This window comes from Haemophilus aegyptius, from assembly GCF_900475885.1.
Taxonomy (GTDB): domain Bacteria; phylum Pseudomonadota; class Gammaproteobacteria; order Enterobacterales; family Pasteurellaceae; genus Haemophilus; species Haemophilus influenzae.
Genome location: NZ_LS483429.1, coordinates 197,310 through 218,933, shown reverse-complemented (window position 1 = coordinate 218,933; position 21,624 = coordinate 197,310). Strand labels below are relative to the sequence as shown.

Below are 21,624 nucleotides of genomic sequence, written 5' to 3'. Positions count from 1 at the left end.
AATGGCTATCGTTAAATGTAAGCCGACCTCCGCTGGTCGTCGTCACGTTGTTAAAATCGTGAACCCTGAATTACACAAGGGTAAACCTTACGCACCTCTTCTAGATACTAAATCTAAAACTGGTGGTCGTAACAACTATGGTCGTATTACTACTCGTCACATTGGTGGCGGTCACAAACAACACTACCGTTTAATCGATTTCAAACGTAACAAGTTAGACATCCCAGCGGTTGTTGAGCGTTTAGAATATGATCCAAACCGTTCTGCTAACATTGCTTTAGTGCTTTATAAAGATGGTGAACGCCGTTATATTTTAGCACCTAAAGGTTTGTCAGTAGGCGATCAAATTCAAGCTGGCATAAACTCACCAATTAAAGTGGGTAACTCATTACCAATGCGTAATATCCCAGTTGGTTCAACAGTACATAACGTTGAATTAAAACCAGGTAAAGGCGGTCAAATCGCTCGTTCTGCTGGTGCTTATGTACAAATCATCGCACGTGAAGGCAACTATGTAACTTTACGTTTACGTTCTGGTGAAATGCGTAAAGTATTAGCTGAATGTGTTGCTACAATCGGTGAAGTTGGTAACTCAGAACATATGCTTCGCGTATTGGGTAAAGCTGGTGCTAACCGCTGGAGAGGTATTCGCCCTACAGTTCGTGGTACTGCAATGAACCCAGTAGATCACCCACACGGTGGTGGTGAAGGTCGTAACTTTGGTAAACACCCAGTAACTCCTTGGGGCGTTCAAACTAAAGGTAAGAAAACTCGTCACAACAAACGTACTGATAAATATATCGTACGTCGTCGTGGCAAATAATAGATTAAATTAAAGAGGATTAGCCATGCCACGTTCTCTCAAGAAGGGTCCTTTCCTTGACCTACACTTGTTGAAGAAGGTAGAGAAGGCGGTGGAAAGCGGGGATAAAAAACCAATCAAAACTTGGTCCCGTCGTTCAATGATCATTCCATCAATGATCGGATTGACCATCGCAGTCCATAATGGTCGTCAGCACGTTCCTGTTTATGTATCTGATGAAATGATCGGTCATAAGCTTGGTGAATTTGCACCGACTCGTACATACCGCGGTCACGCGGCAGATAAGAAAGCTAAGAAATAAGAGGTAAAGAGATGGAAACTATCGCAAAACATCGTTACGCTCGCACTTCTGCCCAAAAAGCTCGCTTAGTTGCCGATTTAATTCGTGGTAAAAAAGTTGCGCAAGCATTAGAAATTTTAACTTTCACTAACAAAAAAGCAGCAGCTTTAGTGAAGAAAGTTTTAGAATCAGCTATTGCAAATGCAGAGCACAATGACGGTGCAGATATTGATGATCTTAAAGTTGCTAAAATCTTCGTTGATGAAGGTCCTAGCATGAAACGTGTTATGCCACGTGCTAAAGGTCGTGCAGATCGTATTTTAAAACGTACTAGCCACATTACTGTGGTTGTGTCAGATCGTTAATAAGTAGAGGAATAGCAATGGGTCAAAAAGTACATCCACATGGTATTCGCCTAGGTATTGTTAAACCTTGGAGCTCTACTTGGTTCGCGAATACACAAGACTTCGCTGACAATCTTGAAGGCGATTTCAAAGTACGCAAATTCTTAAATAAAGAATTAGCAAATGCTTCAGTTTCACGTATTACTATTGAGCGTCCAGCTAAAAGTATTCGTGTAACTATTCACACAGCTCGTCCTGGTATCGTAATCGGTAAAAAAGGCGAAGATGTTGAAAAATTACGTAACGCAGTGTCTAAAATCGCTGGCGTTCCTGCTCAAATCAACATTGCTGAAGTGAAAAAACCTGAATTAGATGCGAAATTAGTTGCAGATAGCATCGCTTCTCAATTAGAACGTCGTGTAATGTTCCGTCGTGCAATGAAACGTGCGGTACAAAGTGCCATGCGTTTAGGTGCTAAAGGTATCAAAGTTGAGGTTAGCGGTCGTTTAGGTGGTGCAGAAATCGCACGTTCAGAATGGTATCGTGAAGGTCGCGTACCTCTACATACTCTTCGTGCGGACATCGATTATAACACTGCAGAAGCTCATACAACTTACGGCGTAATCGGCGTTAAAGTGTGGATCTTCAAAGGTGAAATTCTTGGTGGAATGGCTGCCGTTGCGCAATCAGAACAACAACCTGCCGACAAGCCTAAAAAGGCTCCTCGCGGTAAAGGTCGTAAGTAAGGAGAAACGCTAAATGTTGCAACCAAAACGTACAAAATTCCGTAAAGTTCACAAAGGCCGCAACCGTGGTATCGCGAGCGGTACTGAAGTTAGTTTCGGTACTTACGGTTTAAAAGCAGTTGGTCGTTGTCGTTTAACCGCTCGTCAAATCGAAGCGGCACGTCGTGCAATGTCACGTGCAGTAAAACGTCAAGGTAAAATCTGGATTCGTGTATTCCCAGATAAACCAATTACTGAAAAACCATTAGAAGTCCGTATGGGTAAAGGTAAAGGTAACGTTGAGTACTGGGTAGCCTTAATCCAACCGGGTAAAGTGCTTTATGAAATGGATGGTGTGTCTGAAGAAGTAGCAAGAAACGCATTTGCATTAGCAGCTGCTAAATTGCCAGTTAAGACCACTTTCGTAACTAAGACGGTGATGTAATGAAAGCTCAAGATTTACGTACAAAAAGTGTTGAAGAGCTGAATGCTGAATTAGTAAACCTTTTAGGTGAACAATTCAAGTTGCGTATGCAGACAGCCACCGGTCAGCTTCAACAAACCCATCAGGCTAAGCAAGTGCGTCGTGATATTGCACGTGTAAAAACTGTATTAACCGAAAAGGCGGGTGAGTAATGACTGATAAAATTCGTAGCGTACAAGGTAAAGTTGTTAGCGACAAAATGGAAAAATCTTTTGTTGTTGCTATTGAACGTAAGGTAAAACACCCTTTATATGGTAAATTTATCCGTCGTACAACTAAATTACACGTACACGATGAGAACAATGAAGCCAAAGTTGGTGATACCGTAGAGATTCGCGAATGTCGCCCTCTATCAAAAACCAAATCTTGGACTTTAGTTCGTGTTGTTGAGAAAGCAGTTATTGCTTAATTAATAACAAAGAGTAATAAAATAAAAGCCAATAGTGTAAATCTATTGGCTTTTTTGTTTTTAAAGTGCGGTTAAAATTCAATGAATTTTAACCGCACTTTTTCTTTTAGGTGTTATTGACATAACACCTAAACAAATACTGAAAAAAATATTTTTAATAATGGTACTTAAGAGAAATTTCTGAAGATCTTGGTTTTGAATATTCTGATGAGTGGAATACTCGTTATTTGGGTCATAGATTAATTAATTTCATCAAAGGCGTTGATACCCGTAAAGAAACGATAAAATTAGCAGAGGATAAATTCCCAGAAGAATTTATCAATGATACAGATACTACTGGGAATATTTCTAATGAAGATTGGGAGTGGTGGTGCCATTTATCTGATACAATGAAGTATATATTAATACATGATCTTCCTTATCAAGAGGAGGAGATTGGCATCACAGAGTTTTATGATGAAAATGATTTGGATACAGAAGCAGATATATATGATCGAGAGACTTTTGGAATCTTATTAGGAGAATATGTAACAGGATTATATTTGTTAGATGATACTTTTATAGAGCCAGTGCTTGATAATATAAATATTCCTAACAATGTTTATAGTACAAATATATTTGCTATTCATTATGTTGCAAAGCATATTTTGGGTATTAAAGATCTAGATAAACGTTTAAAATCTGGTGATATTGAATTAGTTCGTGAATTAGGAGAAGTAACAATTGGTGGTAAGGAGAAGTATTTTTACTCTTTTGCAACTAAATATTGTAGTCATCATAATCCAATTGCTTTCCCAATTTATGATAGCTATGTGGAGTAAGATCTCCTCTATTTTAATAAAGTAGATAAATTTTCAGCCTTTAAAAGGAAAGATTTAAAAAATTACAGAAAATTTAAAGAAATTTTGATAGATTTTCAAAGATTTTATAAATTAGAAAGATTTAATTTAAAAGAGCTCGATCGGTATCTTTGGCTTTTAGGCAAGGAAATTTTCCCAAAATCTAAAAACTGATGAATTTATCTAAGGTAAGAGAAGAGAGCGTTTCATTTTTTCTGCAGTTTATTTTTCATTCGATAAATTTTTGAGAGGATGAGGATATTTTTATAATTCCAAAAGTGCGGTAAATTTTAACTGGATTATTTAGTAAATAGATCAATAAGAGGAAGCTAAATTATCATTGCCTTTCTCTTTTTCTTTTGATAAAATCCGCCGCCTATCCGCCATTCTATCTGAATAGTGTGGATGGGTTCGTCCCGAAAGGGTATTTTTTAATCTTAACGGAGCACTAATATGATCCAAGAACAGACTATGCTGGATGTTGCTGATAATTCAGGCGCTCGCAGCGTAATGTGTATCAAGGTTCTAGGTGGATCGCACCGTCGTTATGCTGCGATTGGTGACATCATCAAAATTACTGTAAAAGAAGCAATTCCACGCGGTAAAGTAAAAAAAGGTGATGTATTAAAAGCAGTTGTTGTGCGCACCAAGAAGGGTGTTCGTCGCCCAGATGGCTCAGTTATTCGTTTCGATGGTAACGCTTGTGTAATTTTAAATAATAACACTGAGCAACCAATCGGTACTCGTATTTTTGGACCAGTGACTCGTGAACTTCGTTCTGAGAAATTCATGAAGATCATTTCTTTAGCTCCAGAAGTACTGTAAGGGGAATGTAATGGCTGCTAAAATCCGTCAAAATGATGAAGTAATTGTTCTTACTGGTAAAGATAAGGGCAAGCGTGGCAAGGTAACTAAAGTGTTACCAAACGGTAAAGTGTTTGTTCAAGGTATCAACATCATTACTAAACATGAAAAACCAGTTCCTGCATTAGGAAAGGCTGGTGGTTTGGTGAAAAAAGAAGCTGCAATTGACGCTTCAAATGTTGCGATTTTCAATCCTAAAACAAATAAAGCTGACCGTGTAGGTTTTAGATTCGAAGACGGCAAAAAAGTACGTTTCTTCAAATCTAACAATGAAATTATCTAACAAACTGGAGTAATGCGATGGCGAAACTGCATGATTACTACAGAGATCAAGTAGTAAGCGAATTAAAAAATAAATTCGGCTACAAATCTGTCATGCAAGTCCCACGAATCGAAAAGATTACCCTGAATATGGGTGTGGGTGAAGCATTGACCGACAAAAAATTGCTAGACAACGCAGTAGCGGACTTAGCAGCAATCAGCGGTCAAAAACCTTTAGTAACTAAAGCTCGTAAATCTGTTGCTGGCTTTAAAATCCGTCAGGGATATCCAATCGGTTGTAAAGTAACACTACGCGGTGAGCGTATGTGGGAGTTCTTTGAACGTTTGATTACAATTGCTGTTCCACGTATTCGTGACTTCCGCGGCTTAAGTGCGAAATCATTCGATGGTCGTGGTAACTATAGCATGGGTGTGCGTGAACAAATCATCTTCCCTGAAATCGATTACGATAAAGTAGATCGTGTACGTGGTTTAGATATCACTATCACAACTACTGCTAAGAATGATGAAGAAGGTCAAGCACTACTTGCTGCCTTTAATTTCCCATTCCGTAAATAAGGCAGGTTATAATGGCTAAACAATCAATGAAAGCACGCGATGTAAAACGCGTTAAATTGGCTGAAAAATTCTACGCAAAACGTGTTGAATTAAAGAAAATCATTTCTGATGTCAATGCCTCTGATGAAGATCGTTGGGATGCAGTGTTAAAGTTACAAACTTTACCACGTGATTCTAGCCCATCTCGTCAACGTAACCGTTGCCGCCAAACTGGACGTCCTCATGGCGTTTTACGTAAGTTTGGTTTAAGCCGAATTAAGGTTCGTGAAGCTGCAATGCGCGGTGAAATCCCAGGCCTTAAAAAAGCAAGCTGGTAATATACCACTTTATTTTGGAATCGGAGAAAAGTACAATGAGTATGCAAGATCCAATCGCAGATATGCTGACCCGTATTCGTAACGGTCAAGCTGCGAACAAAGTTGCAATCAATATGCCTTCTTCCAAGCTAAAAGTGGCAATTGCCAACGTATTAGCTGCTGAAGGTTATATCGAAAGCGTAAAAGTTTTAGAAGGTGCTAAACCTGAATTGGAAATTACTTTAAAATATTTCCAAGGCAAACCAGTTGTAGAAAGCATCCAACGTGTAAGTCGTCCTGGTCTTCGTATTTACAAACGTAAAGATGAATTACCAAAAGTTATGGGCGGTTTAGGTGTTGCAGTTATTTCTACATCTAAAGGTGTTATGACTGACCGTTCTGCTCGTCAAGCAGGTTTAGGCGGTGAGATCATCTGTTATGTAGCTTAATAGAGAGGTAGGAAAATGTCTCGTGTTGCAAAGGCACCTGTTAATATTCCTGCCGGCGTTGAAGTTAAACTCGACGGTCAGCTATTAACAGTAAAAGGTAAAAATGGCGAGTTATCTCGCAAAATTCATGAATCAGTTGAAGTAAAACAAGATAACGGACAATTTACGTTCACTCCACGTGAAGGTTTTGTTGAAGCAAATGCTCAATCGGGTACTGCACGTGCATTAGTTAATGCAATGGTTATCGGTGTTACTGAAGGTTTCACTAAAAAATTAGTATTGGTGGGTGTAGGTTACAGAGCTCAACTTAAAGGTAACGCAATTGCATTAAGTTTAGGCTATTCTCACCCAGTAGAGCACACTTTGCCGGCAGGTATTACTGCAGAATGTCCATCTCAAACTGAAATCGTGTTGAAAGGTGCAGACAAACAGTTGATCGGTCAAGTTGCAGCAGATATTCGTGCTTATCGCCGTCCTGAGCCTTATAAAGGTAAAGGGGTACGTTACGCTGATGAAGTGGTACGTATCAAAGAGGCTAAGAAGAAATAATTAAGGTAACACTATGGATAAGAAATCAGCTCGTATCCGTCGTGCAGCTCGTGCACGTCATATGATGAGAGAGCAAGGTATAACTCGTTTAGTTATTCACCGCACTCCACGTCATATTTATGCACAAGTTATTGCACCAAACGGTTCAGAAGTGCTTGCCGCTGCTTCAACTGTTGAGAAAGCAATTCGTGAGCAAGTAAAATACACCGGTAATAAAGATGCTGCTGCTGCAGTAGGTAAAGCTGTTGCAGAACGCGCATTAGCAAAAGGCGTTCAAGCTGTTGCTTTTGATCGTTCCGGTTTTAAATATCATGGACGTGTCCAAACTTTAGCGGACGCTGCACGTGAAGCTGGTCTACAGTTCTAATGAGGTAAATTGAGATGTCAAACATCGAAAAACAAGTTGGTGAACTGCAAGAGAAGCTAATCGCAGTAAACCGTGTATCAAAAACTGTAAAAGGTGGTCGTATTATGAGTTTCACTGCATTAACTGTGGTGGGCGATGGTAATGGTCGAGTAGGTTTTGGTTATGGTAAAGCTCGCGAAGTTCCAGCAGCGATCCAAAAAGCGATGGAAAAAGCACGTCGCAATATGATTAATGTCGCTTTAAATGAAGGTACATTACAACATCCAGTTAAAGGTGTTCATACTGGTTCACGTGTATTTATGCAGCCAGCAAGTGAAGGTACAGGTATCATCGCTGGTGGTGCAATGCGTGCGGTATTGGAAGTTGCAGGTGTACGTAACGTTCTTTCTAAAGCGTATGGTTCTACCAACCCGATTAACGTTGTTCGTGCAACTATTGATGCATTAGCAAATATGAAATCACCAGAAATGGTTGCTGCAAAACGCGGTAAAACTGTTGATGAAATCTTGGGGTAATGAATAATGGCTAAAACTATTAAAGTAACACAAGTTCGTAGCTCAATTGCTCGTTTACCGAAGCATAAAGCTACCTTGCGTGGTCTTGGTCTTCGCCATATGCACCACACTGTTGAGTTAATTGATACGCCTGCAGTACGTGGTATGATTAACCAAGTTTCATACATGGTTAAAGTGGAGGAGTAAGAGATGCGTTTAAATACTCTATCTCCGGCTGAAGGTGCAAAGCATAGTGCTAAACGCCTCGGTCGTGGTATTGGTTCAGGTTTAGGCAAGACTGGTGGTCGCGGTCATAAAGGTCAAAAATCTCGTACTGGTGGCGGTATTCGTCGCGGTTTCGAAGGTGGTCAAATGCCGTTATACCGTCGTTTACCAAAATTTGGTTTTACTTCAATGAAATCTGCAGTGACTGCAGAAGTTCGTTTAAATGAATTAACCAAAGTTGAAGGTAATGTAGTAACTTTAGAAACATTAAAAGCAGCAAATATCTTAACTAAAGATATCCAATTCGCTAAAGTAATTTTAGCAGGAGAAGTGAAATCTGCAGTAACGGTACGCGGTTTACGTGTAACTAAAGGTGCAAAAGCAGCAATTGAAGCTGCTGGCGGTTCAATTGAGGAATAATTAGCAAATGGCTAAACAACCAGGTTATCAAGCAAGAAGTACTAATAGCGGTAAAGGTGAATTAAAAAGCCGATTACTTTTCGTTTTAGGTGCACTTATCGTTTATCGAATTGGTTCATTCATTCCGGTTCCTGGTATTGATGCGGCTGTTCTAGCTCAATTAGTTGAACAACAAAAAGGCACTATCATTGACATGTTTAACATGTTCTCTGGTGGTGCTCTAAGCCGTGCATCCATTTTAGCATTAGGAATCATGCCATATATATCGGCATCTATTGTAATTCAATTGCTTGCAACGGTTTCTCCTGCTTTAGCAGAATTAAAGAAAGAAGGTGCTGCTGGTCAGCGTAAAATTTCTAAATATACTCGTTATGCGACAGTTGTTTTTGCAACGATTCAGGCAGTAGCTATTTCAACAGGCTTACCAAATATGTTGTCTGGCTTAGTGCCAAATGTTGGATTTAGTTTTTACTTCACTTCAGTTGTTAGTTTAGTCACTGGGACAATGTTCCTTATGTGGTTGGGTGAGCAAATAACTGAAAGAGGTATTGGTAACGGTATTTCAATTCTTGTGTTTGGCGGTATTGTAGCTGGTTTACCATCGGCTATTCTTCAAACTATTGAGCAGGCCCGTCAAGGACAGATGCATCCATTAGTTCTTCTTCTGATCGCAGCTATTGTATTTGCAGTAACTTATTTTGTTGTTTTTGTTGAAAGAGGACAACGTAGAATTCGTGTTGAATATGCGAAGCGTCAGCAAGGTCGTCAAATTTTAGGTGGTCATTCAACACATTTACCATTGAAAGTGAATATGGCAAATGTAATGCCAGCAATTTTTGCTTCAAGTATTATTTTATTCCCAGCTACATTAACACAATGGTTTGGGCAAAATGATAAATTTGAATGGTTAAATAATTTATCAATGTTATTGAATCCTGGTCAACCACTTTATTTGCTTGTTTATGCTGTTGCAATTATTTTCTTCAGTTTTTTCTATACAGCAATGCAATATAATCCTCGTGATACAGCAGATAATCTAAAAAAATCTGGTGCATTTATTCCAGGAATTAGGCCCGGTGAACAAACATCACGTTATATTGATAAAGTGATGACTCGTCTTACATTAATTGGCGGTCTCTATGTAACGTTTGTATGTTTAGTTCCTTATATTATGACATCGGCTTGGGATGTTAAATTTTACTTCGGTGGAACATCTCTCTTAATTGTAGTCGTTGTAATTATGGATTTCATCGTTCAGGTTCAAAGTCATTTAATTTCTTCTCAATATGAATCTGCGTTGAAAAAAGCAAACCTTAAGGGTTTTGGACAATAATTGTTCATTTAAAGTAAAAGGATAAGCAATGAAAGTTCGTGCTTCCGTAAAGAAAATGTGTCGTAACTGTAAGATTGTTAAACGTGAGGGTGTTGTACGCGTATTGTGTAGCGACCCTAAACATAAACAACGTCAAGGTTAATTAACATTTTTCTTGCCAAGAACCAGTTGAGTAGTTATACTGCTCAACTCATTTATGTCCTTGATATTCTGTTTGAGTATCCTGAAAACGGGCTTTTCAAGATCAGAATATCAAATTAATTAAAATATAGGAGTGCATAGTGGCCCGTATTGCAGGCATTAACATTCCTGATCATAAACACGCTGTAATCGCTTTAACTGCCATTTACGGTATTGGTAAAACTCGTTCACAAGCTATTTGTGCAGCAGCGGGTATTGCTGAAGATGTTAAGATCAGAGAATTGTCTGAAGAGCAGATTGACAAACTGCGTGACGAAGTTGGTAAATTTACCGTTGAAGGTGACTTACGTCGTGAAGTAACACTAAACATCAAACGTCTTCTAGACTTAGGATGCTATCGTGGTTTACGTCATCGTCGTAGTTTACCAGTACGTGGTCAACGTACTAAAACTAATGCGCGTACCCGTAAGGGTCCACGTAAGCCGATCAAAAAATAGTCGGGGTAAATAAGAATGGCTAAAACACCAGTTCGTGCACGTAAACGTGTAAAAAAACAAGTTGTAGATGGCGTAGCACATATTCACGCATCTTTCAATAATACAATCGTTACTATTACTGACCGTCAAGGTAATGCTCTAGCTTGGGCAACTGCAGGTGGTTCAGGTTTCCGTGGTTCTCGTAAATCAACTCCGTTCGCAGCGCAAGTTGCGGCAGAGCGTTGTGCTGAAATCGTTAAAGAATTTGGCTTAAAGAACTTGGAAGTTATGGTTAAAGGTCCGGGTCCAGGTCGTGAATCTACAATTCGTGCGTTAAACGCAGCGGGTTTCCGTATCACGAATATTACTGATGTGACTCCGATTCCTCATAACGGTTGTCGTCCACCGAAAAAACGTCGTGTTTAAGACGTATAGGATAGTTGGAGAGAGAAAATGGCAAGATATTTGGGTCCTAAACTCAAGCTCAGCCGTCGTGAAGGCACTGATTTATTCCTTAAATCAGGCGTGCGTGCGATTGATTCAAAATGTAAAATTGATACAGCACCGGGTCAGCACGGTGCTCGTAAACCGCGTTTGTCTGACTATGGTAGTCAGTTACGTGAAAAACAAAAAGTTCGTCGTATCTATGGTATTTTAGAACGTCAATTCCGTAACTACTATAAAGAAGCAAACCGTTTGAAAGGTAACACTGGTGAAAATTTATTAGTGTTATTAGAAGGTAGATTGGATAACGTTGTTTATCGCATGGGATTTGCTGCAACTCGTGCAGAGGCTCGTCAATTAGTGAGTCATAAAGCAATTGTTGTGAATGGTCGTGTTGTTAATATTCCATCTTTCCAAGTTTCTGTAAATGATGTAGTTGCTATTCGTGAAAAATCGAAAAAACAAGCTCGTATTAAAGCATCATTAGAATTAGCAGAGCAAAGAGAAAAACCAACATGGTTAGAAGTTGATTCTGCAAAAATGGAAGGTGTATTCAAACGTGTTCCTGAACGTTCTGATTTATCAGCAGACATTAACGAACATCTGATCGTTGAGCTTTACTCTAAATAATAGTTAAGCTTAAAACCAAAGAGAGGATAAAATGCAGGGTTCTGTTACAGAATTTTTAAAACCACGTTTAGTAGATATTGAACAAATTAGTTCAACACATGCTAAAGTGATCTTAGAACCGTTAGAGCGTGGTTTTGGTCATACTCTAGGCAATGCATTGCGTCGTATCCTTCTGTCTTCAATGCCAGGTTGTGCTGTAACTGAAGTAGAAATTGATGGCGTATTGCATGAATATAGTAGTAAGGGAGGTGTTCAAGAAGATATTCTTGAAGTACTTTTGAACCTTAAAGGTCTAGCGGTTAAAGTACAGAATAAAGATGACGTTATTCTGACATTAAATAAATCTGGAATTGGCCCTGTTGTTGCAGCGGACATTACCCATGATGGTAATGTTGAAATTGTAAATCCAGATCATGTGATTTGTCATTTAACTGATGAAAACGCTTCAATTAGTATGCGTATACGTGTTCAGCGTGGTAGAGGATATGTTCCTGCTTCATCTCGTACACATACACAAGAAGAACGTCCAATTGGTCGTTTGCTTGTTGATGCTTGTTATAGTCCAGTTGAACGAATTGCGTATAATGTAGAGGCAGCTCGTGTTGAGCAGCGTACAGATTTGGATAAGCTCGTTATTGAGTTAGAAACTAATGGTGCACTTGAGCCAGAAGAAGCAATTCGTCGAGCAGCAACAATCTTGGCGGAGCAACTTGATGCATTCGTTGATTTACGTGATGTTCGTCAGCCTGAGATTAAGGAAGAAAAACCGGAATTTGATCCGATTTTATTACGTCCTGTAGATGATTTAGAGCTGACAGTTCGTTCTGCTAACTGTTTGAAAGCAGAAACAATTCATTATATCGGTGATTTAGTGCAACGTACTGAAGTAGAATTATTAAAAACCCCTAATCTTGGTAAGAAATCTCTTACTGAAATTAAGGATGTTCTTGCTTCTCGTGGCTTGTCACTTGGTATGCGCCTTGAAAATTGGCCGCCAGCAAGTATTGCTGAAGACTAGTTTGGTCATAGGTTAAGATTTTTCTGAGAAGGATAAGATCATGCGCCATCGTAAGAGTGGTCGTCAACTAAACCGTAATAGTAGTCATCGTCAAGCGATGTTCCGTAACTTAGCAAGTGCTTTAGTTAGTCATGAAATCATTAAGACTACTTTGCCTAAAGCTAAAGAATTACGCCGTGTAGTTGAACCGTTAATTACATTAGCAAAAGTAGATAGCGTTGCTAACCGTCGTTTAGCATTCGCTCGTACTCGCAACGTTGAAACTGTTGCAAAATTATTTAATGAATTAGGTCCACGTTTTGCTCAACGTGCAGGTGGTTACACTCGCATTTTGAAATGTGGTTTCCGTGCAGGCGATAATGCACCAATGGCATACATTGAGTTAGTTGATCGTCCAGAAGTTGCTGAGGCAACAACTGAGGAATAAAAATTAATTCTAAAAAGAAGCTCACTTTATATAGTGGGCTTTTTTATTTTATATATTAAAAAAATCTTTATCTGATTTAATCATTACTTAGATATATTATTTATAATCAGCGAGCAGCGGTAAATTTTAAGAGCATATTCGTAGATGTCGTGTATTTTTATCTAAAATTCTTTGTTTTTTAAGCTCTCTACTAATACGAATTGCGGTTTCAGTTTCACATCCACAAAATTCCGCTATTTCTCGGTAGGTCCAAGGATAATCGGGATAGCTTTCAGTTAAATTTTCAATGGCATCAATAATACGTTCGTAACTACGCTTATAAGCTGTATTACTTATTCGGTGTTCTGCATCATATAATTCATTAGAAAGTTGTTTCATAAGATAACAAGAAAAATCAGGGTTATTTGCAATAAAATTTGCGTGATTACTAGGAAATATTCTAACTATATCGGCTTCCATTAATACTTTTGCACTGCAATGATAAGATGTTTCACTAAAAATAGTACGAAAACTAAAATATTCATTAGCGTGATAAACTCGAGTCAATGTTTCTTTGCCATTTTCCAGACTATGATACAGACCAACTAGCCCTTGTTTTAAAAAATAAAATTCTTTAGGCTTCTCGCCTTGTGCATAAATTAAGCTGTTTTTTTCTAGAGTTTTACTCTCAGAAATAATACATTTATTTAAGTTTTGTGGTAGATAATAGGACAATGTAAACATAAAGGCGTCTTTTAATATATAAATAACTTTAGATTACTATACAAATTTCTATATTTTTCTGCTATAAGCAAATTATGAAAATGTGAAGTGTTTAACAAAATTTTGAACTAGATAAATATTATTTTATTTTGCCAAATGATTTTGCAAATGACTTTAAATATGGATCCATATGAGAAAGTGCAGAATAATATGCCTCATAAAATTGATTATGTGCTTTACCAAATCCTTGAATTGTACGATGTTTTGGACATCCTCCGTGACATGCAAAGCGAAACTTACAGATTTTACACTGTTCGGAAAGAAAAGATTTCGTTGCGCCAAAATTCTTTTGTTTAGTATTATTATTAAGGAGCTGTATTAGAGGGGGTTCAATAAGATTTCCGAGTTTATATTCAGGATAAACATAATGATCGCAACTATAAATATCGCCATTTTGTTCAATAACCAATTGATCACCGCAGGTTTCACGAAAAATACATAAATCAGGTTGTAATCCAAGATAGGCCATAAACCATTGTTCAATAAATTGAATACCAATTTTGCCGACATCATTGGCATACCATTCATCAAAAATATTAATTAAAAATTGACCGCTCTTTTGTAGAAATCAAGACCTGCTAGGGTTGGCTCGCCGCCTTGCCATAGGAAAGTAACTTGTTGTTGAGGCGTTGTTTCAATATAGGATTTGATATAGGCTTCTAATACTTCATTAGCCATAGCCCGTTGATTTAAGTGAGGTTTTTCCAAGTAAAAGCAATATTAACAATCTAAATTACAAATTGAACCAGTAGGTTTTGCCATTAATTGAAATGAATTCATATCTATGTATCCTCCTTATTCTTTTTATCATAGCAGAATAATTTTAACTGTATATGATAGCGATCATAAGTTGCGCATATGCTCTTACGTCAAAATGAAGTATGATTAAATGAATTTTTAAATAGGATCTAAGATGGCGTTTAGTACAATTTTTATCTTACTGATTTGCGGTATTTGTACCAATATGGTTTCTGCTATTTTTGGTATTGGCGGTGGGGTATTGATGGTGCCAATTTTACGTACGTTATTTCCCGAATTGCCGATTCAAGTTATTTCAGCTACGTCACTCACCATTGTGATGTGTACCGCATTGATTAATTTATTATTTTTCCATAAGCAAAAAATTAAAATTGATTATATCAATATGATTTTATGGTCTATTGCTATGGTAATTGGCGTGCAAATTGGCTTTGAATTAAGTTTTTATTTTTCTACTGTGGTAATTAGTTTAATTTTTACGGTTAGTTTAAGTGCACTAGCGATTAAAACATTTTTGAACAGATCGAGAATACAAATAGAAGTGTTTAATATGTCTCCTATAGAACGAGCTAAAGGTAGTATTAGTTTTTGTGGAGGAGGCTTAATTTCGGGTATTACAGGTATTGGAGGCGGTTCTATTCTTGCGCCCCTTGTCGGGCAATTAAAGGGGGTAAAAACGCAACAAATTGCCGTTTATACGAACTATATGATGATTATTGGTGGTATTGGTAATCTATACGGCTATCTCACTAGAGCTTTTCCCTATGATATCAGCCTAAGTGGTCAATTAGGGTATGTAAATTTTTTTGTAGTTGGTGTCGTTACCTTGGGTTCATTTGGAATGAGTTTCTTCTCAATGAAATTGCGTGGATTAACAAATCCGGCTTTAACAAGAAAATTATTGGCGATTATTTTATTTTGTATTGCAGCCTATATGTGCATTTTGGAATTTGTATTCCATTAAATCGGATAAACTAGACCTAGTTATTCTAGGTCTATTCTCTAATTAGTGTTTTCGCAATCTCTCTTGCTTGTGCATCAATTCCGAGTACATCATCAATATTTTGAATGGTATAAGGCGAAATTTTCTCAATTGTTTTCAAATTAATTTTTGCAATATCCATAAAACTAATTTGACGATCTAAAAATGCTTGTACGGCAATTTCATTAGTTGCATTCATTGCTGTTGTCGCATATTGACCCGCAGAAAAGGTATCAATAGCCAGTTTTAAATTCGGATAGCGATTAAAATCAGGTTCAATAAAAGTCAGCTCTTTGACTTTAAAGAAATCGAGTGGTTCTACTCCAGCAAAAGTGCGGTAAGGATATGCCATAGTTTCCGCAATTGGTGTACGCATATCTGGATTTCCCATTTGAGCTATGACTGAGCCATCAACATAACGCACCATAGAATGAATAATTGATTGTGGATGAATAATGACTTCCATTTCTTGTGCGCTTGCGTTGAAAAGCCAGCGAGCCTCAATGTATTCTAAGCCCTTATTCATCATTGTAGCTGAATCGACAGAGATTTTTTTACCCATAGACCAATTAGGGTGCGCAACCGCTTGTTCTGGTGTTATGTTGGTGAATTGTTCAAGTGGCGTGTAACGGAATGGCCCGCCAGAACCAGTGAGTATAATTTTACTTACACCTAATTCAGAAAGTGGGCAAAAACCAATTTTTTCTTGTGCTTCTGGCGGTAATGATTGAAAGATAGCATTATGTTCACTATCTACTGGTAAAAGCTTCGCGCCATAGTTTTTTACGGCATCAATAAAAAGCTGTCCGCAGGTTACCAGTGATTCTTTATTTGCCAGTAATACCCGTTTACCCGCTTTAACCGCTGAAAGAGTCGGTAACAATCCTGCGGCACCAACAATCGACGCCATTATCTGATCGGCATCTGGGTGTGCTGCGAGTTCGCAAATAGCTTGTTGTCCCGCTAATACTTCCGTTGGAATATGATGCGCAATTAATTTTTCACGTAAAATTTTAGCAGCATTTACATCATCAAGAGCCGCAAAATGCGGTCGGAATTTGATACATTGTTCAAACATTGTTTCTACATTTTTTCCACCGACGAGTGCAAATGCATGATATTTTTCAGGATTATTTTCAATAACAGAAAGGGTACTCTTACCGATTGATCCCGTTGAACCAAGAATGACAATGTTTTGTTTTTGCATAGAATCTTTACCGCACTTTTATTGATTATATTTTCATTGGTACGTCTAAATTCGCATACCTAATAAAATAAAGGCAGACAAAACTGTCTGCCTTTCGTATTTTTTGATGATTAGAAATCCATTAATTCTTTTTCTTTATCCGCTAATACTTCATCTACTTTTTTAATGTAAATATCTGTGATTTTTTGGATTTCTTCTTCTGCTTTATGTTGTTCGTTTTCGCTGATTTCTTTGTCTTTTAATAATGCTTTGATTTTATCATTCGCATCACGACGCACATTACGAATTGCAACTTTACCTTGTTCACCTTCGCCTTTTACGATCTTGATTAAATCGCGACGACGTTCTTCTGTTAATGGCGGAAGCGGAACACGGATTGTGGTACCCGCTGAAGATGGGTTTAAACCTAAATCTGAGGTTAAAATTGCTTTTTCTACCGCAGAGATTAAAGAACGATCAAAAACAGTTACGGCTAAAGTACGCGCATCTTCTGCCACTACGTTTGCTAATTGGCGAAGTGGCGTTGCTGCACCATAATATTCAACTTGAATTGCATCAAGTAAACTCGGTTGCGCACGACCAGTACGAATTTTTGAAATATGACCTTTTAATGCTTCAAGGCTTTTTTCCATACGATCTTGAGCATCTTTTTTAATTTGGTTAAGCATTGCATTGTCCTTTTTAATTGATGAAAGTTAGAACGCCGTGATTTTACTGGATTTTTTTAAATTTTTGAATACATTTATCAGCTTGAAAACAGATAAAAAATGACCGCACTTCAGTTACCCAAAGTGCGGTTAATATTTTTAGTATTTTTAATTAAGCTTTAGGACCCGCTGCAATTAAAGCTTTGCCTTCTTCGTTAGTTGCATATTTAACAAAGTTTTTCACAAAACGACCTGCTAAGTCTTCAGCTTTTGATTGCCATTGTGCTTTATCTGCGTAAGTATCGCGAGGATCTAAGATTGCAGAATCTACACCTGGTAATGCTTTAGGAATTGCTAAGTTGAAGATTGGCAATTCGCCCATTTCAGCTTTTTCAATTGAGCCATCTAAGATTGCATCAATGATTCCGCGAGTATCTTTGATTGAGATACGTTTGCCTGTACCATTCCAACCAGTATTCACTAAGTAAGCTTCAGCACCCGCTGCTTGCATACGTTTTACTAACACTTCTGCATATTGAGTTGGATGAAGCGTTAAAAATGCTGCACCGAAACATGCTGAGAAAGTTGGCGTTGGTTCAGTAATACCACGTTCAGTCCCTGCTAATTTCGCAGTGAAACCAGATAAGAAGTAGTATTTAGTTTGTTCTGGTGTCAATTTAGATACTGGTGGTAATACGCCAAATGCATCTGCAGTTAAGAAAATCACTTTAGTTGCGTGACCTGCACGAGAAACTGGTTTTACAATGTTATCGATGTGATAAATTGGGTAAGACACGCGAGTATTTTCTGTTTTTGAACCATCATCGAAATCAACAGAACCATCTGAACGAACAACCACGTTTTCTAATAATGCGTCGCGACGGATAGCGCGGTAAATATCTGGTTCATTTTCTTCTGAAAGATGAATGGTTTTCGCATAACAACCACCTTCAAAGTTAAAGATACCAACATCATCCCAACCGTGTTCATCGTCACCGATTAATTCACGTTTTGGATCCGTTGAAAGGGTTGTTTTACCTGTGCCAGATAAGCCGAAGAAGATTGCTACATCGCCATCTTCACCAACGTTAGCTGAGCAGTGCATTGCACCAACACCTTTGAGAGGTAGGAAGTAGTTCATCATTGAGAACATACCTTTTTTCATTTCGCCGCCGTACCAAGTACCGCCGATTAATTGAATGCGTTCAGTCAAGTTGAAAGCAACGAAGTTTTCTGAATTTAAACCTTGTTCTTTCCAGTTTGGATTGGTTACTTTAGAACCGTTCATTACAACGAAATCTGGTTCAAAATTTTTGAGTTGTTCTTCAGTTGGGCGAATAAACATATTTTTTACAAAATGTGCTTGCCACGCTACTTCAGTGACAATACGTACTGCAATACGGTCGTGTTCGCTCGCACCACAGAAACCATCAACTACAAATAAGCGTTTACGAGAAAGTTGGTTAGTCACCAAGTCTTTTAAGCTTTGCCATGTAGCTTGGTTCATTGGCTTGTTGTCGTTTTTTGCTGTTTCAGATGTCCACCAAACAGTATCTTTTGTTTTTTCATCTAACACGATATATTTATCTTTTGGAGAACGACCCGTGAAGATACCTGTATCTACTGCCACTGCACCAGTCGTAGTTAAAGTACCTTTTTCAAAGCCTTCTAAGCCTGGTTTAGTTTCTTCTTCGAACAATTGCTCGTAGCTTGGATTGTAAACAACTTCTTTTACGTCATAAATGCCAAGAGCTTCAAGTTCTTTTACCACTTTATTTAAGTCTGTCATAAGTCACCTCTAATATGTAAGATTAAAATTTAACTGTGGCTTATTATAATGGATGTCAATATAAAAAAATGTTAAGTAGATCTCATTTTTAAACATTTTTTTAAGAACTTTACCTCTTTTTAGTGATATTGTGATATAGAGCAAAAATCCCGACATTGTGTCGGGATTGTTTTTAAACTCTTGTTGATTTTAATTTTTCAATCGCTTCTTTATTAAAGAAGTAGTGTGTGCCACAACACTCACATTGCATATCAATACTGCCTTTATGTTCGGCTAATATTTCGTCAATTTCTTCATCAGAGATGAGCAGTAATGCAGAACTAGAACGCTCAGCAGAGCAGCCACAGAAAAATTGTACATCTTGTGCTGGATAAAGATTGACGGTTTCTTCGTGATATAAACGATAGAGTAACTCTTCTGCAGGGAGACCAAATAATTCTTCATCTTTTACTGTTGCTGCGAGCGTAGTTAAATGCTCAAAATCTTCTGGTGTACCAGAACCATCAGGCATAATTTGTAATAACATACCTGCTGCCACTGGCTTGCCTTCATATTCTCCAGTACGAATAATTAATTGAGTTTGAAGCTGTTCTGAGCGTACAAAATAATCTTCTAAGCATTCCGTGATCGTGGGTTTATCCAAGCTAATTACACCTTGATAGCGTTCGCCTTCTTTTGGTGCAATAGTAATGACCAACACGCCTTTACCAATCATATTATGCAGACTCATATTTTCAGTGATGTTGCCATCCACTCGAGCAAGGGCGCGGATTTGTTGTTGATCATTACCATTTACTAATGCTAAGCGTAATGGGCCATCGCCTTGAATTTGTACTGTGATATTGCCGTCAAATTTTAGTGTGGCAGTAAGCAAATTAGTCGCTACCATCATTTCTCCCAATAAATCCTGTACTGCTTTAGGATACTGATGGGTATTTAATGTATCAGTAAATGTTTTATTTAAGCGAACCCATTCTCCACGAACTGCACGATGTTGGAAAAGATAACGGTAAAGTTTGTCATTGTCTTGAGTATAGTCTTGTTGATTGGTCATTGATTATTCCTAATTGAGATAAAAAGTGCGGTGGTTTTTTCCGCACTTTTTGTCTTGATCGTTTTATTTAAGTGTTTTTGTTTATAAATAGGTGGCACTTAGAGGCTTGTAAAATCCAATGTGATCTCTAAGTTATAATATTAATTAAGCAAATCTTGTTTTGGCTTCTGCAATAGCTTCGGCAACACGCAATGGCGATACGCCACCTTTTGCACAACGTTTATCTAAGCAAGATTGGAGAGAAAGAATCTCGTAAACGTCATCTCCCACTACTTCACTAAATTGGCGGAATTCAGGGATAGTCAGATCTTCTAATCCTTTGCTTTTCTCGATTGCATAAACCACTGTTTCGCCCACGATATGATGGGAATCTCGGAAAGGCACACCTTTCGAGACTAAATAATCTGCTAATTCCGTTGCGTTTGAATAGCCTTTTAACGCAGCTTCACGAGTACGTTCAACATTTACTTTCAATTCATCTAAGACGAACGTTGCCATATCCACACAGTTTTGCCAAGTATCTAAGGCATCAAAAATACCCTCTTTGTCTTCTTGCATATCTTTATTATACGCAAGTGGCAAGCCTTTTAAGGTAATTAACATAGATGTTAATGAACCAATTACTCTACCCGTTTTGCCCCGAATTAACTCACAAGCATCAGGATTTTTCTTTTGTGGCATTAATGATGAACCAGAAGTCACACGATCGGATAGTTCCACGAAATTTGCTTCTCCGCTGTTAAAGATAATCATATCTTCAGCAAAGCGGGAAAGATGTGCCATACTAAGAGAGGCGATAGAAAGTAATTCTACGATATGATCGCGATCAGAGACGCTATCTAAGCTATTTCTAGTTGCGAAAGTAAAGCCAAGATCGTGCGCAAGTGAATCACGATCTACAGCATAAGCCGTACCAGCCAGCGCACCACTACCAAGTGGACAAGTATTCATACGATTATACGCATCTGTTAAACGTGAATAGTCGCGGTCGAACATTTCCACATACGCCATACACCAATGGGCAAAAGTGATTGGTTGAGCTCGTTGTAAATGGGTATAGCCAGGCATTACTGCTTGTTGTGTGTTTTCTGCGGTTTGAACTAAGTGGCGTTGCAAATTACGTACGGATTCTTGTAATTCAATCACACGTTGTTTGCACCATAGTTTTATATCGACTGCCACTTGATCGTTACGGCTACGACCAGTATGTAATTTTTTACCAAGGTTGCCTACTTTATCAATTAGCTTACTCTCAACCCAACTATGAATATCTTCAGCATCATCTTGTAAAATTGCTTGCGGATTTGACCGCACTTCAACAAGTAATTCATTTAGTGCTTGCTCAAGTTGATGCTGTTCTTCAACAGTTAATACATTCACTTTTACTAAGGCCTTGGACCAGCCAATTGAGCCTTGAATATCCTGTTCTGCCAAACGATAGTCAAAACGTAATGAGTCATTAAAATCTTTAAAACGCTTATCTGCGGCTTGTGTAAAACGCCCACCCCAAAGTGCCATAATTTTTCCTTTTTGTTTTAATTAATTAT

The 21,624-nt window shown here is 38.1% G+C and carries 31 protein-coding genes and 2 pseudogenes; 26 read left to right on the top strand and 7 right to left on the bottom strand.

The features are described 5' to 3' along the window. Position 1 precedes the first annotated feature (1 nt). The 25 genes and pseudogenes from rplB (at position 2) to rplQ (ending at position 12,877) form a co-directional block, all read left to right on the top strand. Entirely contained in the window at positions 2-823 is an 822-nt protein-coding gene (rplB, locus tag DQN49_RS01120) for a 50S ribosomal protein L2 (protein WP_005652371.1), read from the top strand. A 25-nt stretch (positions 824-848) separates the two neighbouring features. Further along, a complete protein-coding gene (gene rpsS / locus DQN49_RS01115) occupies positions 849-1,124 on the top strand; it encodes a 30S ribosomal protein S19 (RefSeq protein WP_005539416.1) in 276 nt (91 codons plus the stop codon). An 11-nt stretch (positions 1,125-1,135) separates the two neighbouring features. Then, positions 1,136-1,468 carry a 50S ribosomal protein L22 gene (gene rplV, locus DQN49_RS01110; RefSeq protein ID WP_005625897.1) on the top strand — a complete coding sequence of 111 codons (333 nt, stop codon included), beginning with the start codon at positions 1,136-1,138 and terminating at the stop codon, positions 1,466-1,468. 17 nt (positions 1,469-1,485) lie between these two features. Beyond that, the gene (gene rpsC, locus DQN49_RS01105; protein WP_005625894.1) at positions 1,486-2,193 is read left to right on the top strand and encodes a 30S ribosomal protein S3; all 708 of its coding nucleotides are present in this window, start codon (positions 1,486-1,488) and stop codon (positions 2,191-2,193) included. A 13-nt stretch (positions 2,194-2,206) separates the two neighbouring features. Beyond that, positions 2,207-2,617 (top strand): 50S ribosomal protein L16, encoded by a 411-nt coding sequence (gene rplP / locus DQN49_RS01100; protein ID WP_005648425.1) that lies wholly within the window; start codon positions 2,207-2,209, stop codon positions 2,615-2,617. Further along, on the top strand, positions 2,617-2,808 hold the full coding sequence (gene rpmC / locus DQN49_RS01095) for a 50S ribosomal protein L29 (protein ID WP_005625888.1): 192 nt from the start codon (positions 2,617-2,619) through the stop codon (positions 2,806-2,808). Before rplP ends, rpmC begins: the two co-directional genes overlap by 1 nt. Then, on the top strand, positions 2,808-3,065 hold the full coding sequence (gene rpsQ / locus DQN49_RS01090) for a 30S ribosomal protein S17 (protein WP_005625886.1): 258 nt from the start codon (positions 2,808-2,810) through the stop codon (positions 3,063-3,065). Before rpmC ends, rpsQ begins: the two co-directional genes overlap by 1 nt. A 389-nt stretch (positions 3,066-3,454) precedes the next feature. Then, positions 3,455-4,078 (top strand): annotated as a pseudogene (locus tag DQN49_RS01085) (hypothetical protein). Between the two features lie 279 nt (positions 4,079-4,357). Then, positions 4,358-4,729, top strand: coding sequence for a 50S ribosomal protein L14 (rplN, locus tag DQN49_RS01080; protein WP_005548786.1), 372 nt, complete (start codon positions 4,358-4,360; stop codon positions 4,727-4,729). Between the two features lie 10 nt (positions 4,730-4,739). Further along, positions 4,740-5,051: a 50S ribosomal protein L24 gene (gene rplX / locus DQN49_RS01075; protein WP_006995472.1), complete on the top strand. Its 312-nt coding sequence runs from the start codon at positions 4,740-4,742 to the stop codon at positions 5,049-5,051. Between the two features lie 17 nt (positions 5,052-5,068). Beyond that, positions 5,069-5,608, top strand: a complete 540-nt coding sequence (rplE, locus tag DQN49_RS01070) for a 50S ribosomal protein L5 (protein ID WP_005625881.1) — start codon at positions 5,069-5,071, stop codon at positions 5,606-5,608. An 11-nt stretch (positions 5,609-5,619) separates the two neighbouring features. After that, positions 5,620-5,925 carry a 30S ribosomal protein S14 gene (gene rpsN / locus DQN49_RS01065; protein WP_005625879.1) on the top strand — a complete coding sequence of 102 codons (306 nt, stop codon included), beginning with the start codon at positions 5,620-5,622 and terminating at the stop codon, positions 5,923-5,925. Positions 5,926-5,960: 35 nt separating this feature from the next. Beyond that, positions 5,961-6,353 (top strand): 30S ribosomal protein S8, encoded by a 393-nt coding sequence (rpsH, locus tag DQN49_RS01060; RefSeq protein WP_006995473.1) that lies wholly within the window; start codon positions 5,961-5,963, stop codon positions 6,351-6,353. A gap of 15 nt (positions 6,354-6,368) precedes the next feature. Further along, entirely contained in the window at positions 6,369-6,902 is a 534-nt protein-coding gene (rplF, locus tag DQN49_RS01055) for a 50S ribosomal protein L6 (RefSeq protein ID WP_005625876.1), read from the top strand. Positions 6,903-6,915: 13 nt separating this feature from the next. Further along, a complete protein-coding gene (gene rplR / locus DQN49_RS01050) occupies positions 6,916-7,269 on the top strand; it encodes a 50S ribosomal protein L18 (protein ID WP_006995474.1) in 354 nt (117 codons plus the stop codon). Between the two features lie 14 nt (positions 7,270-7,283). Next, positions 7,284-7,784, top strand: a complete 501-nt coding sequence (rpsE, locus tag DQN49_RS01045; RefSeq protein WP_005625871.1) for a 30S ribosomal protein S5 — start codon at positions 7,284-7,286, stop codon at positions 7,782-7,784. A gap of 6 nt (positions 7,785-7,790) precedes the next feature. Then, entirely contained in the window at positions 7,791-7,970 is a 180-nt protein-coding gene (gene rpmD, locus DQN49_RS01040; RefSeq protein WP_005543631.1) for a 50S ribosomal protein L30, read from the top strand. Positions 7,971-7,973: 3 nt separating this feature from the next. After that, positions 7,974-8,408: a 50S ribosomal protein L15 gene (gene rplO, locus DQN49_RS01035; protein ID WP_006995475.1), complete on the top strand. Its 435-nt coding sequence runs from the start codon at positions 7,974-7,976 to the stop codon at positions 8,406-8,408. 7 nt (positions 8,409-8,415) lie between these two features. Then, positions 8,416-9,741 (top strand): preprotein translocase subunit SecY, encoded by a 1,326-nt coding sequence (gene secY, locus DQN49_RS01030; protein WP_006995476.1) that lies wholly within the window; start codon positions 8,416-8,418, stop codon positions 9,739-9,741. 28 nt (positions 9,742-9,769) lie between these two features. Continuing rightward, positions 9,770-9,883, top strand: a complete 114-nt coding sequence (rpmJ, locus tag DQN49_RS01025; protein WP_005625868.1) for a 50S ribosomal protein L36 — start codon at positions 9,770-9,772, stop codon at positions 9,881-9,883. 139 nt (positions 9,884-10,022) lie between these two features. Further along, the gene (rpsM, locus tag DQN49_RS01020) at positions 10,023-10,379 is read left to right on the top strand and encodes a 30S ribosomal protein S13 (protein ID WP_005648406.1); all 357 of its coding nucleotides are present in this window, start codon (positions 10,023-10,025) and stop codon (positions 10,377-10,379) included. Positions 10,380-10,394: 15 nt separating this feature from the next. Further along, positions 10,395-10,784: a 30S ribosomal protein S11 gene (rpsK, locus tag DQN49_RS01015; protein WP_005543603.1), complete on the top strand. Its 390-nt coding sequence runs from the start codon at positions 10,395-10,397 to the stop codon at positions 10,782-10,784. Between the two features lie 27 nt (positions 10,785-10,811). Beyond that, positions 10,812-11,432: a 30S ribosomal protein S4 gene (rpsD, locus tag DQN49_RS01010; protein ID WP_005648404.1), complete on the top strand. Its 621-nt coding sequence runs from the start codon at positions 10,812-10,814 to the stop codon at positions 11,430-11,432. Between the two features lie 31 nt (positions 11,433-11,463). Beyond that, positions 11,464-12,450 carry a DNA-directed RNA polymerase subunit alpha gene (locus DQN49_RS01005; protein ID WP_006995477.1) on the top strand — a complete coding sequence of 329 codons (987 nt, stop codon included), beginning with the start codon at positions 11,464-11,466 and terminating at the stop codon, positions 12,448-12,450. Between the two features lie 40 nt (positions 12,451-12,490). Further along, positions 12,491-12,877 (top strand): 50S ribosomal protein L17, encoded by a 387-nt coding sequence (rplQ, locus tag DQN49_RS01000; protein ID WP_005648400.1) that lies wholly within the window; start codon positions 12,491-12,493, stop codon positions 12,875-12,877. 126 nt (positions 12,878-13,003) lie between these two features. Here the strand turns inward: rplQ and DQN49_RS00995 are convergent, their stop codons facing one another. Both DQN49_RS00995 and DQN49_RS00990 read right to left on the bottom strand, forming a co-directional pair. Continuing rightward, complete coding sequence (locus tag DQN49_RS00995) at positions 13,004-13,600, bottom strand: Crp/Fnr family transcriptional regulator (protein WP_006995478.1); 597 nt, start codon at positions 13,598-13,600, stop codon at positions 13,004-13,006. Positions 13,601-13,718: 118 nt separating this feature from the next. Continuing rightward, positions 13,719-14,419, bottom strand: a pseudogene (locus DQN49_RS00990) (SPASM domain-containing protein). Between the two features lie 133 nt (positions 14,420-14,552). Here DQN49_RS00990 and DQN49_RS00985 point away from each other — a divergent pair. Then, positions 14,553-15,362 (top strand): sulfite exporter TauE/SafE family protein, encoded by an 810-nt coding sequence (locus tag DQN49_RS00985; protein ID WP_006995481.1) that lies wholly within the window; start codon positions 14,553-14,555, stop codon positions 15,360-15,362. Between the two features lie 31 nt (positions 15,363-15,393). On the opposite strand, the gene ispC is transcribed toward DQN49_RS00985, so the two are convergent. The 5 genes from ispC to argH form a co-directional block, all read right to left on the bottom strand. Continuing rightward, the gene (gene ispC, locus DQN49_RS00980) at positions 15,394-16,587 is read right to left on the bottom strand and encodes a 1-deoxy-D-xylulose-5-phosphate reductoisomerase (protein WP_006995482.1); all 1,194 of its coding nucleotides are present in this window, start codon (positions 16,585-16,587) and stop codon (positions 15,394-15,396) included. 110 nt (positions 16,588-16,697) lie between these two features. Then, positions 16,698-17,255 carry a ribosome recycling factor gene (gene frr, locus DQN49_RS00975; RefSeq protein ID WP_005652401.1) on the bottom strand — a complete coding sequence of 186 codons (558 nt, stop codon included), beginning with the start codon at positions 17,253-17,255 and terminating at the stop codon, positions 16,698-16,700. Positions 17,256-17,406: 151 nt separating this feature from the next. Beyond that, positions 17,407-19,023: a phosphoenolpyruvate carboxykinase (ATP) gene (gene pckA, locus DQN49_RS00970; RefSeq protein WP_006995483.1), complete on the bottom strand. Its 1,617-nt coding sequence runs from the start codon at positions 19,021-19,023 to the stop codon at positions 17,407-17,409. A gap of 172 nt (positions 19,024-19,195) precedes the next feature. Continuing rightward, the gene (gene hslO / locus DQN49_RS00965) at positions 19,196-20,077 is read right to left on the bottom strand and encodes an Hsp33 family molecular chaperone HslO (protein ID WP_005648383.1); all 882 of its coding nucleotides are present in this window, start codon (positions 20,075-20,077) and stop codon (positions 19,196-19,198) included. Positions 20,078-20,221: 144 nt separating this feature from the next. Continuing rightward, the gene (argH, locus tag DQN49_RS00960) at positions 20,222-21,595 is read right to left on the bottom strand and encodes an argininosuccinate lyase (RefSeq protein WP_006995484.1); all 1,374 of its coding nucleotides are present in this window, start codon (positions 21,593-21,595) and stop codon (positions 20,222-20,224) included. Positions 21,596-21,624: the final 29 nt, after the last annotated feature.

Excerpts from the sequence above, each read along its gene's own strand:
- frr (WP_005652401.1), bottom strand. The coding sequence starts at position 17,255 with ATGCTTAACCAAATTAAAAAAGATGCTCAAGATCGTATGGAAAAAAGC.
- hslO (WP_005648383.1), bottom strand. The coding sequence starts at position 20,077 with ATGACCAATCAACAAGACTATACTCAAGACAATGACAAACTTTACCGT.
- rplN (WP_005548786.1), top strand. The coding sequence starts at position 4,358 with ATGATCCAAGAACAGACTATGCTGGATGTTGCTGATAATTCAGGCGCT.
- rpsK (WP_005543603.1), top strand. The coding sequence starts at position 10,395 with ATGGCTAAAACACCAGTTCGTGCACGTAAACGTGTAAAAAAACAAGTT.
- rplQ (WP_005648400.1), top strand. The coding sequence starts at position 12,491 with ATGCGCCATCGTAAGAGTGGTCGTCAACTAAACCGTAATAGTAGTCAT.
- argH (WP_006995484.1), bottom strand. The coding sequence starts at position 21,595 with ATGGCACTTTGGGGTGGGCGTTTTACACAAGCCGCAGATAAGCGTTTT.
- DQN49_RS00985 (WP_006995481.1), top strand. The coding sequence starts at position 14,553 with ATGGCGTTTAGTACAATTTTTATCTTACTGATTTGCGGTATTTGTACC.
- DQN49_RS01005 (WP_006995477.1), top strand. The coding sequence starts at position 11,464 with ATGCAGGGTTCTGTTACAGAATTTTTAAAACCACGTTTAGTAGATATT.
- rplE (WP_005625881.1), top strand. The coding sequence starts at position 5,069 with ATGGCGAAACTGCATGATTACTACAGAGATCAAGTAGTAAGCGAATTA.
- rplX (WP_006995472.1), top strand. The coding sequence starts at position 4,740 with ATGGCTGCTAAAATCCGTCAAAATGATGAAGTAATTGTTCTTACTGGT.
- rpsN (WP_005625879.1), top strand. The coding sequence starts at position 5,620 with ATGGCTAAACAATCAATGAAAGCACGCGATGTAAAACGCGTTAAATTG.
- rplF (WP_005625876.1), top strand. The coding sequence starts at position 6,369 with ATGTCTCGTGTTGCAAAGGCACCTGTTAATATTCCTGCCGGCGTTGAA.
- rpsQ (WP_005625886.1), top strand. The coding sequence starts at position 2,808 with ATGACTGATAAAATTCGTAGCGTACAAGGTAAAGTTGTTAGCGACAAA.
- rpsS (WP_005539416.1), top strand. The coding sequence starts at position 849 with ATGCCACGTTCTCTCAAGAAGGGTCCTTTCCTTGACCTACACTTGTTG.
- rplO (WP_006995475.1), top strand. The coding sequence starts at position 7,974 with ATGCGTTTAAATACTCTATCTCCGGCTGAAGGTGCAAAGCATAGTGCT.
- rplP (WP_005648425.1), top strand. The coding sequence starts at position 2,207 with ATGTTGCAACCAAAACGTACAAAATTCCGTAAAGTTCACAAAGGCCGC.
- rplV (WP_005625897.1), top strand. The coding sequence starts at position 1,136 with ATGGAAACTATCGCAAAACATCGTTACGCTCGCACTTCTGCCCAAAAA.
- rpsE (WP_005625871.1), top strand. The coding sequence starts at position 7,284 with ATGTCAAACATCGAAAAACAAGTTGGTGAACTGCAAGAGAAGCTAATC.
- rpmJ (WP_005625868.1), top strand. The coding sequence starts at position 9,770 with ATGAAAGTTCGTGCTTCCGTAAAGAAAATGTGTCGTAACTGTAAGATT.
- DQN49_RS00995 (WP_006995478.1), bottom strand. The coding sequence starts at position 13,600 with ATGTTTACATTGTCCTATTATCTACCACAAAACTTAAATAAATGTATT.
- rplB (WP_005652371.1), top strand. The coding sequence starts at position 2 with ATGGCTATCGTTAAATGTAAGCCGACCTCCGCTGGTCGTCGTCACGTT.
- ispC (WP_006995482.1), bottom strand. The coding sequence starts at position 16,587 with ATGCAAAAACAAAACATTGTCATTCTTGGTTCAACGGGATCAATCGGT.
- rpsH (WP_006995473.1), top strand. The coding sequence starts at position 5,961 with ATGAGTATGCAAGATCCAATCGCAGATATGCTGACCCGTATTCGTAAC.
- rpmD (WP_005543631.1), top strand. The coding sequence starts at position 7,791 with ATGGCTAAAACTATTAAAGTAACACAAGTTCGTAGCTCAATTGCTCGT.
- rpsD (WP_005648404.1), top strand. The coding sequence starts at position 10,812 with ATGGCAAGATATTTGGGTCCTAAACTCAAGCTCAGCCGTCGTGAAGGC.
- rpsC (WP_005625894.1), top strand. The coding sequence starts at position 1,486 with ATGGGTCAAAAAGTACATCCACATGGTATTCGCCTAGGTATTGTTAAA.
- secY (WP_006995476.1), top strand. The coding sequence starts at position 8,416 with ATGGCTAAACAACCAGGTTATCAAGCAAGAAGTACTAATAGCGGTAAA.
- rpmC (WP_005625888.1), top strand. The coding sequence starts at position 2,617 with ATGAAAGCTCAAGATTTACGTACAAAAAGTGTTGAAGAGCTGAATGCT.
- rplR (WP_006995474.1), top strand. The coding sequence starts at position 6,916 with ATGGATAAGAAATCAGCTCGTATCCGTCGTGCAGCTCGTGCACGTCAT.
- pckA (WP_006995483.1), bottom strand. The coding sequence starts at position 19,023 with ATGACAGACTTAAATAAAGTGGTAAAAGAACTTGAAGCTCTTGGCATT.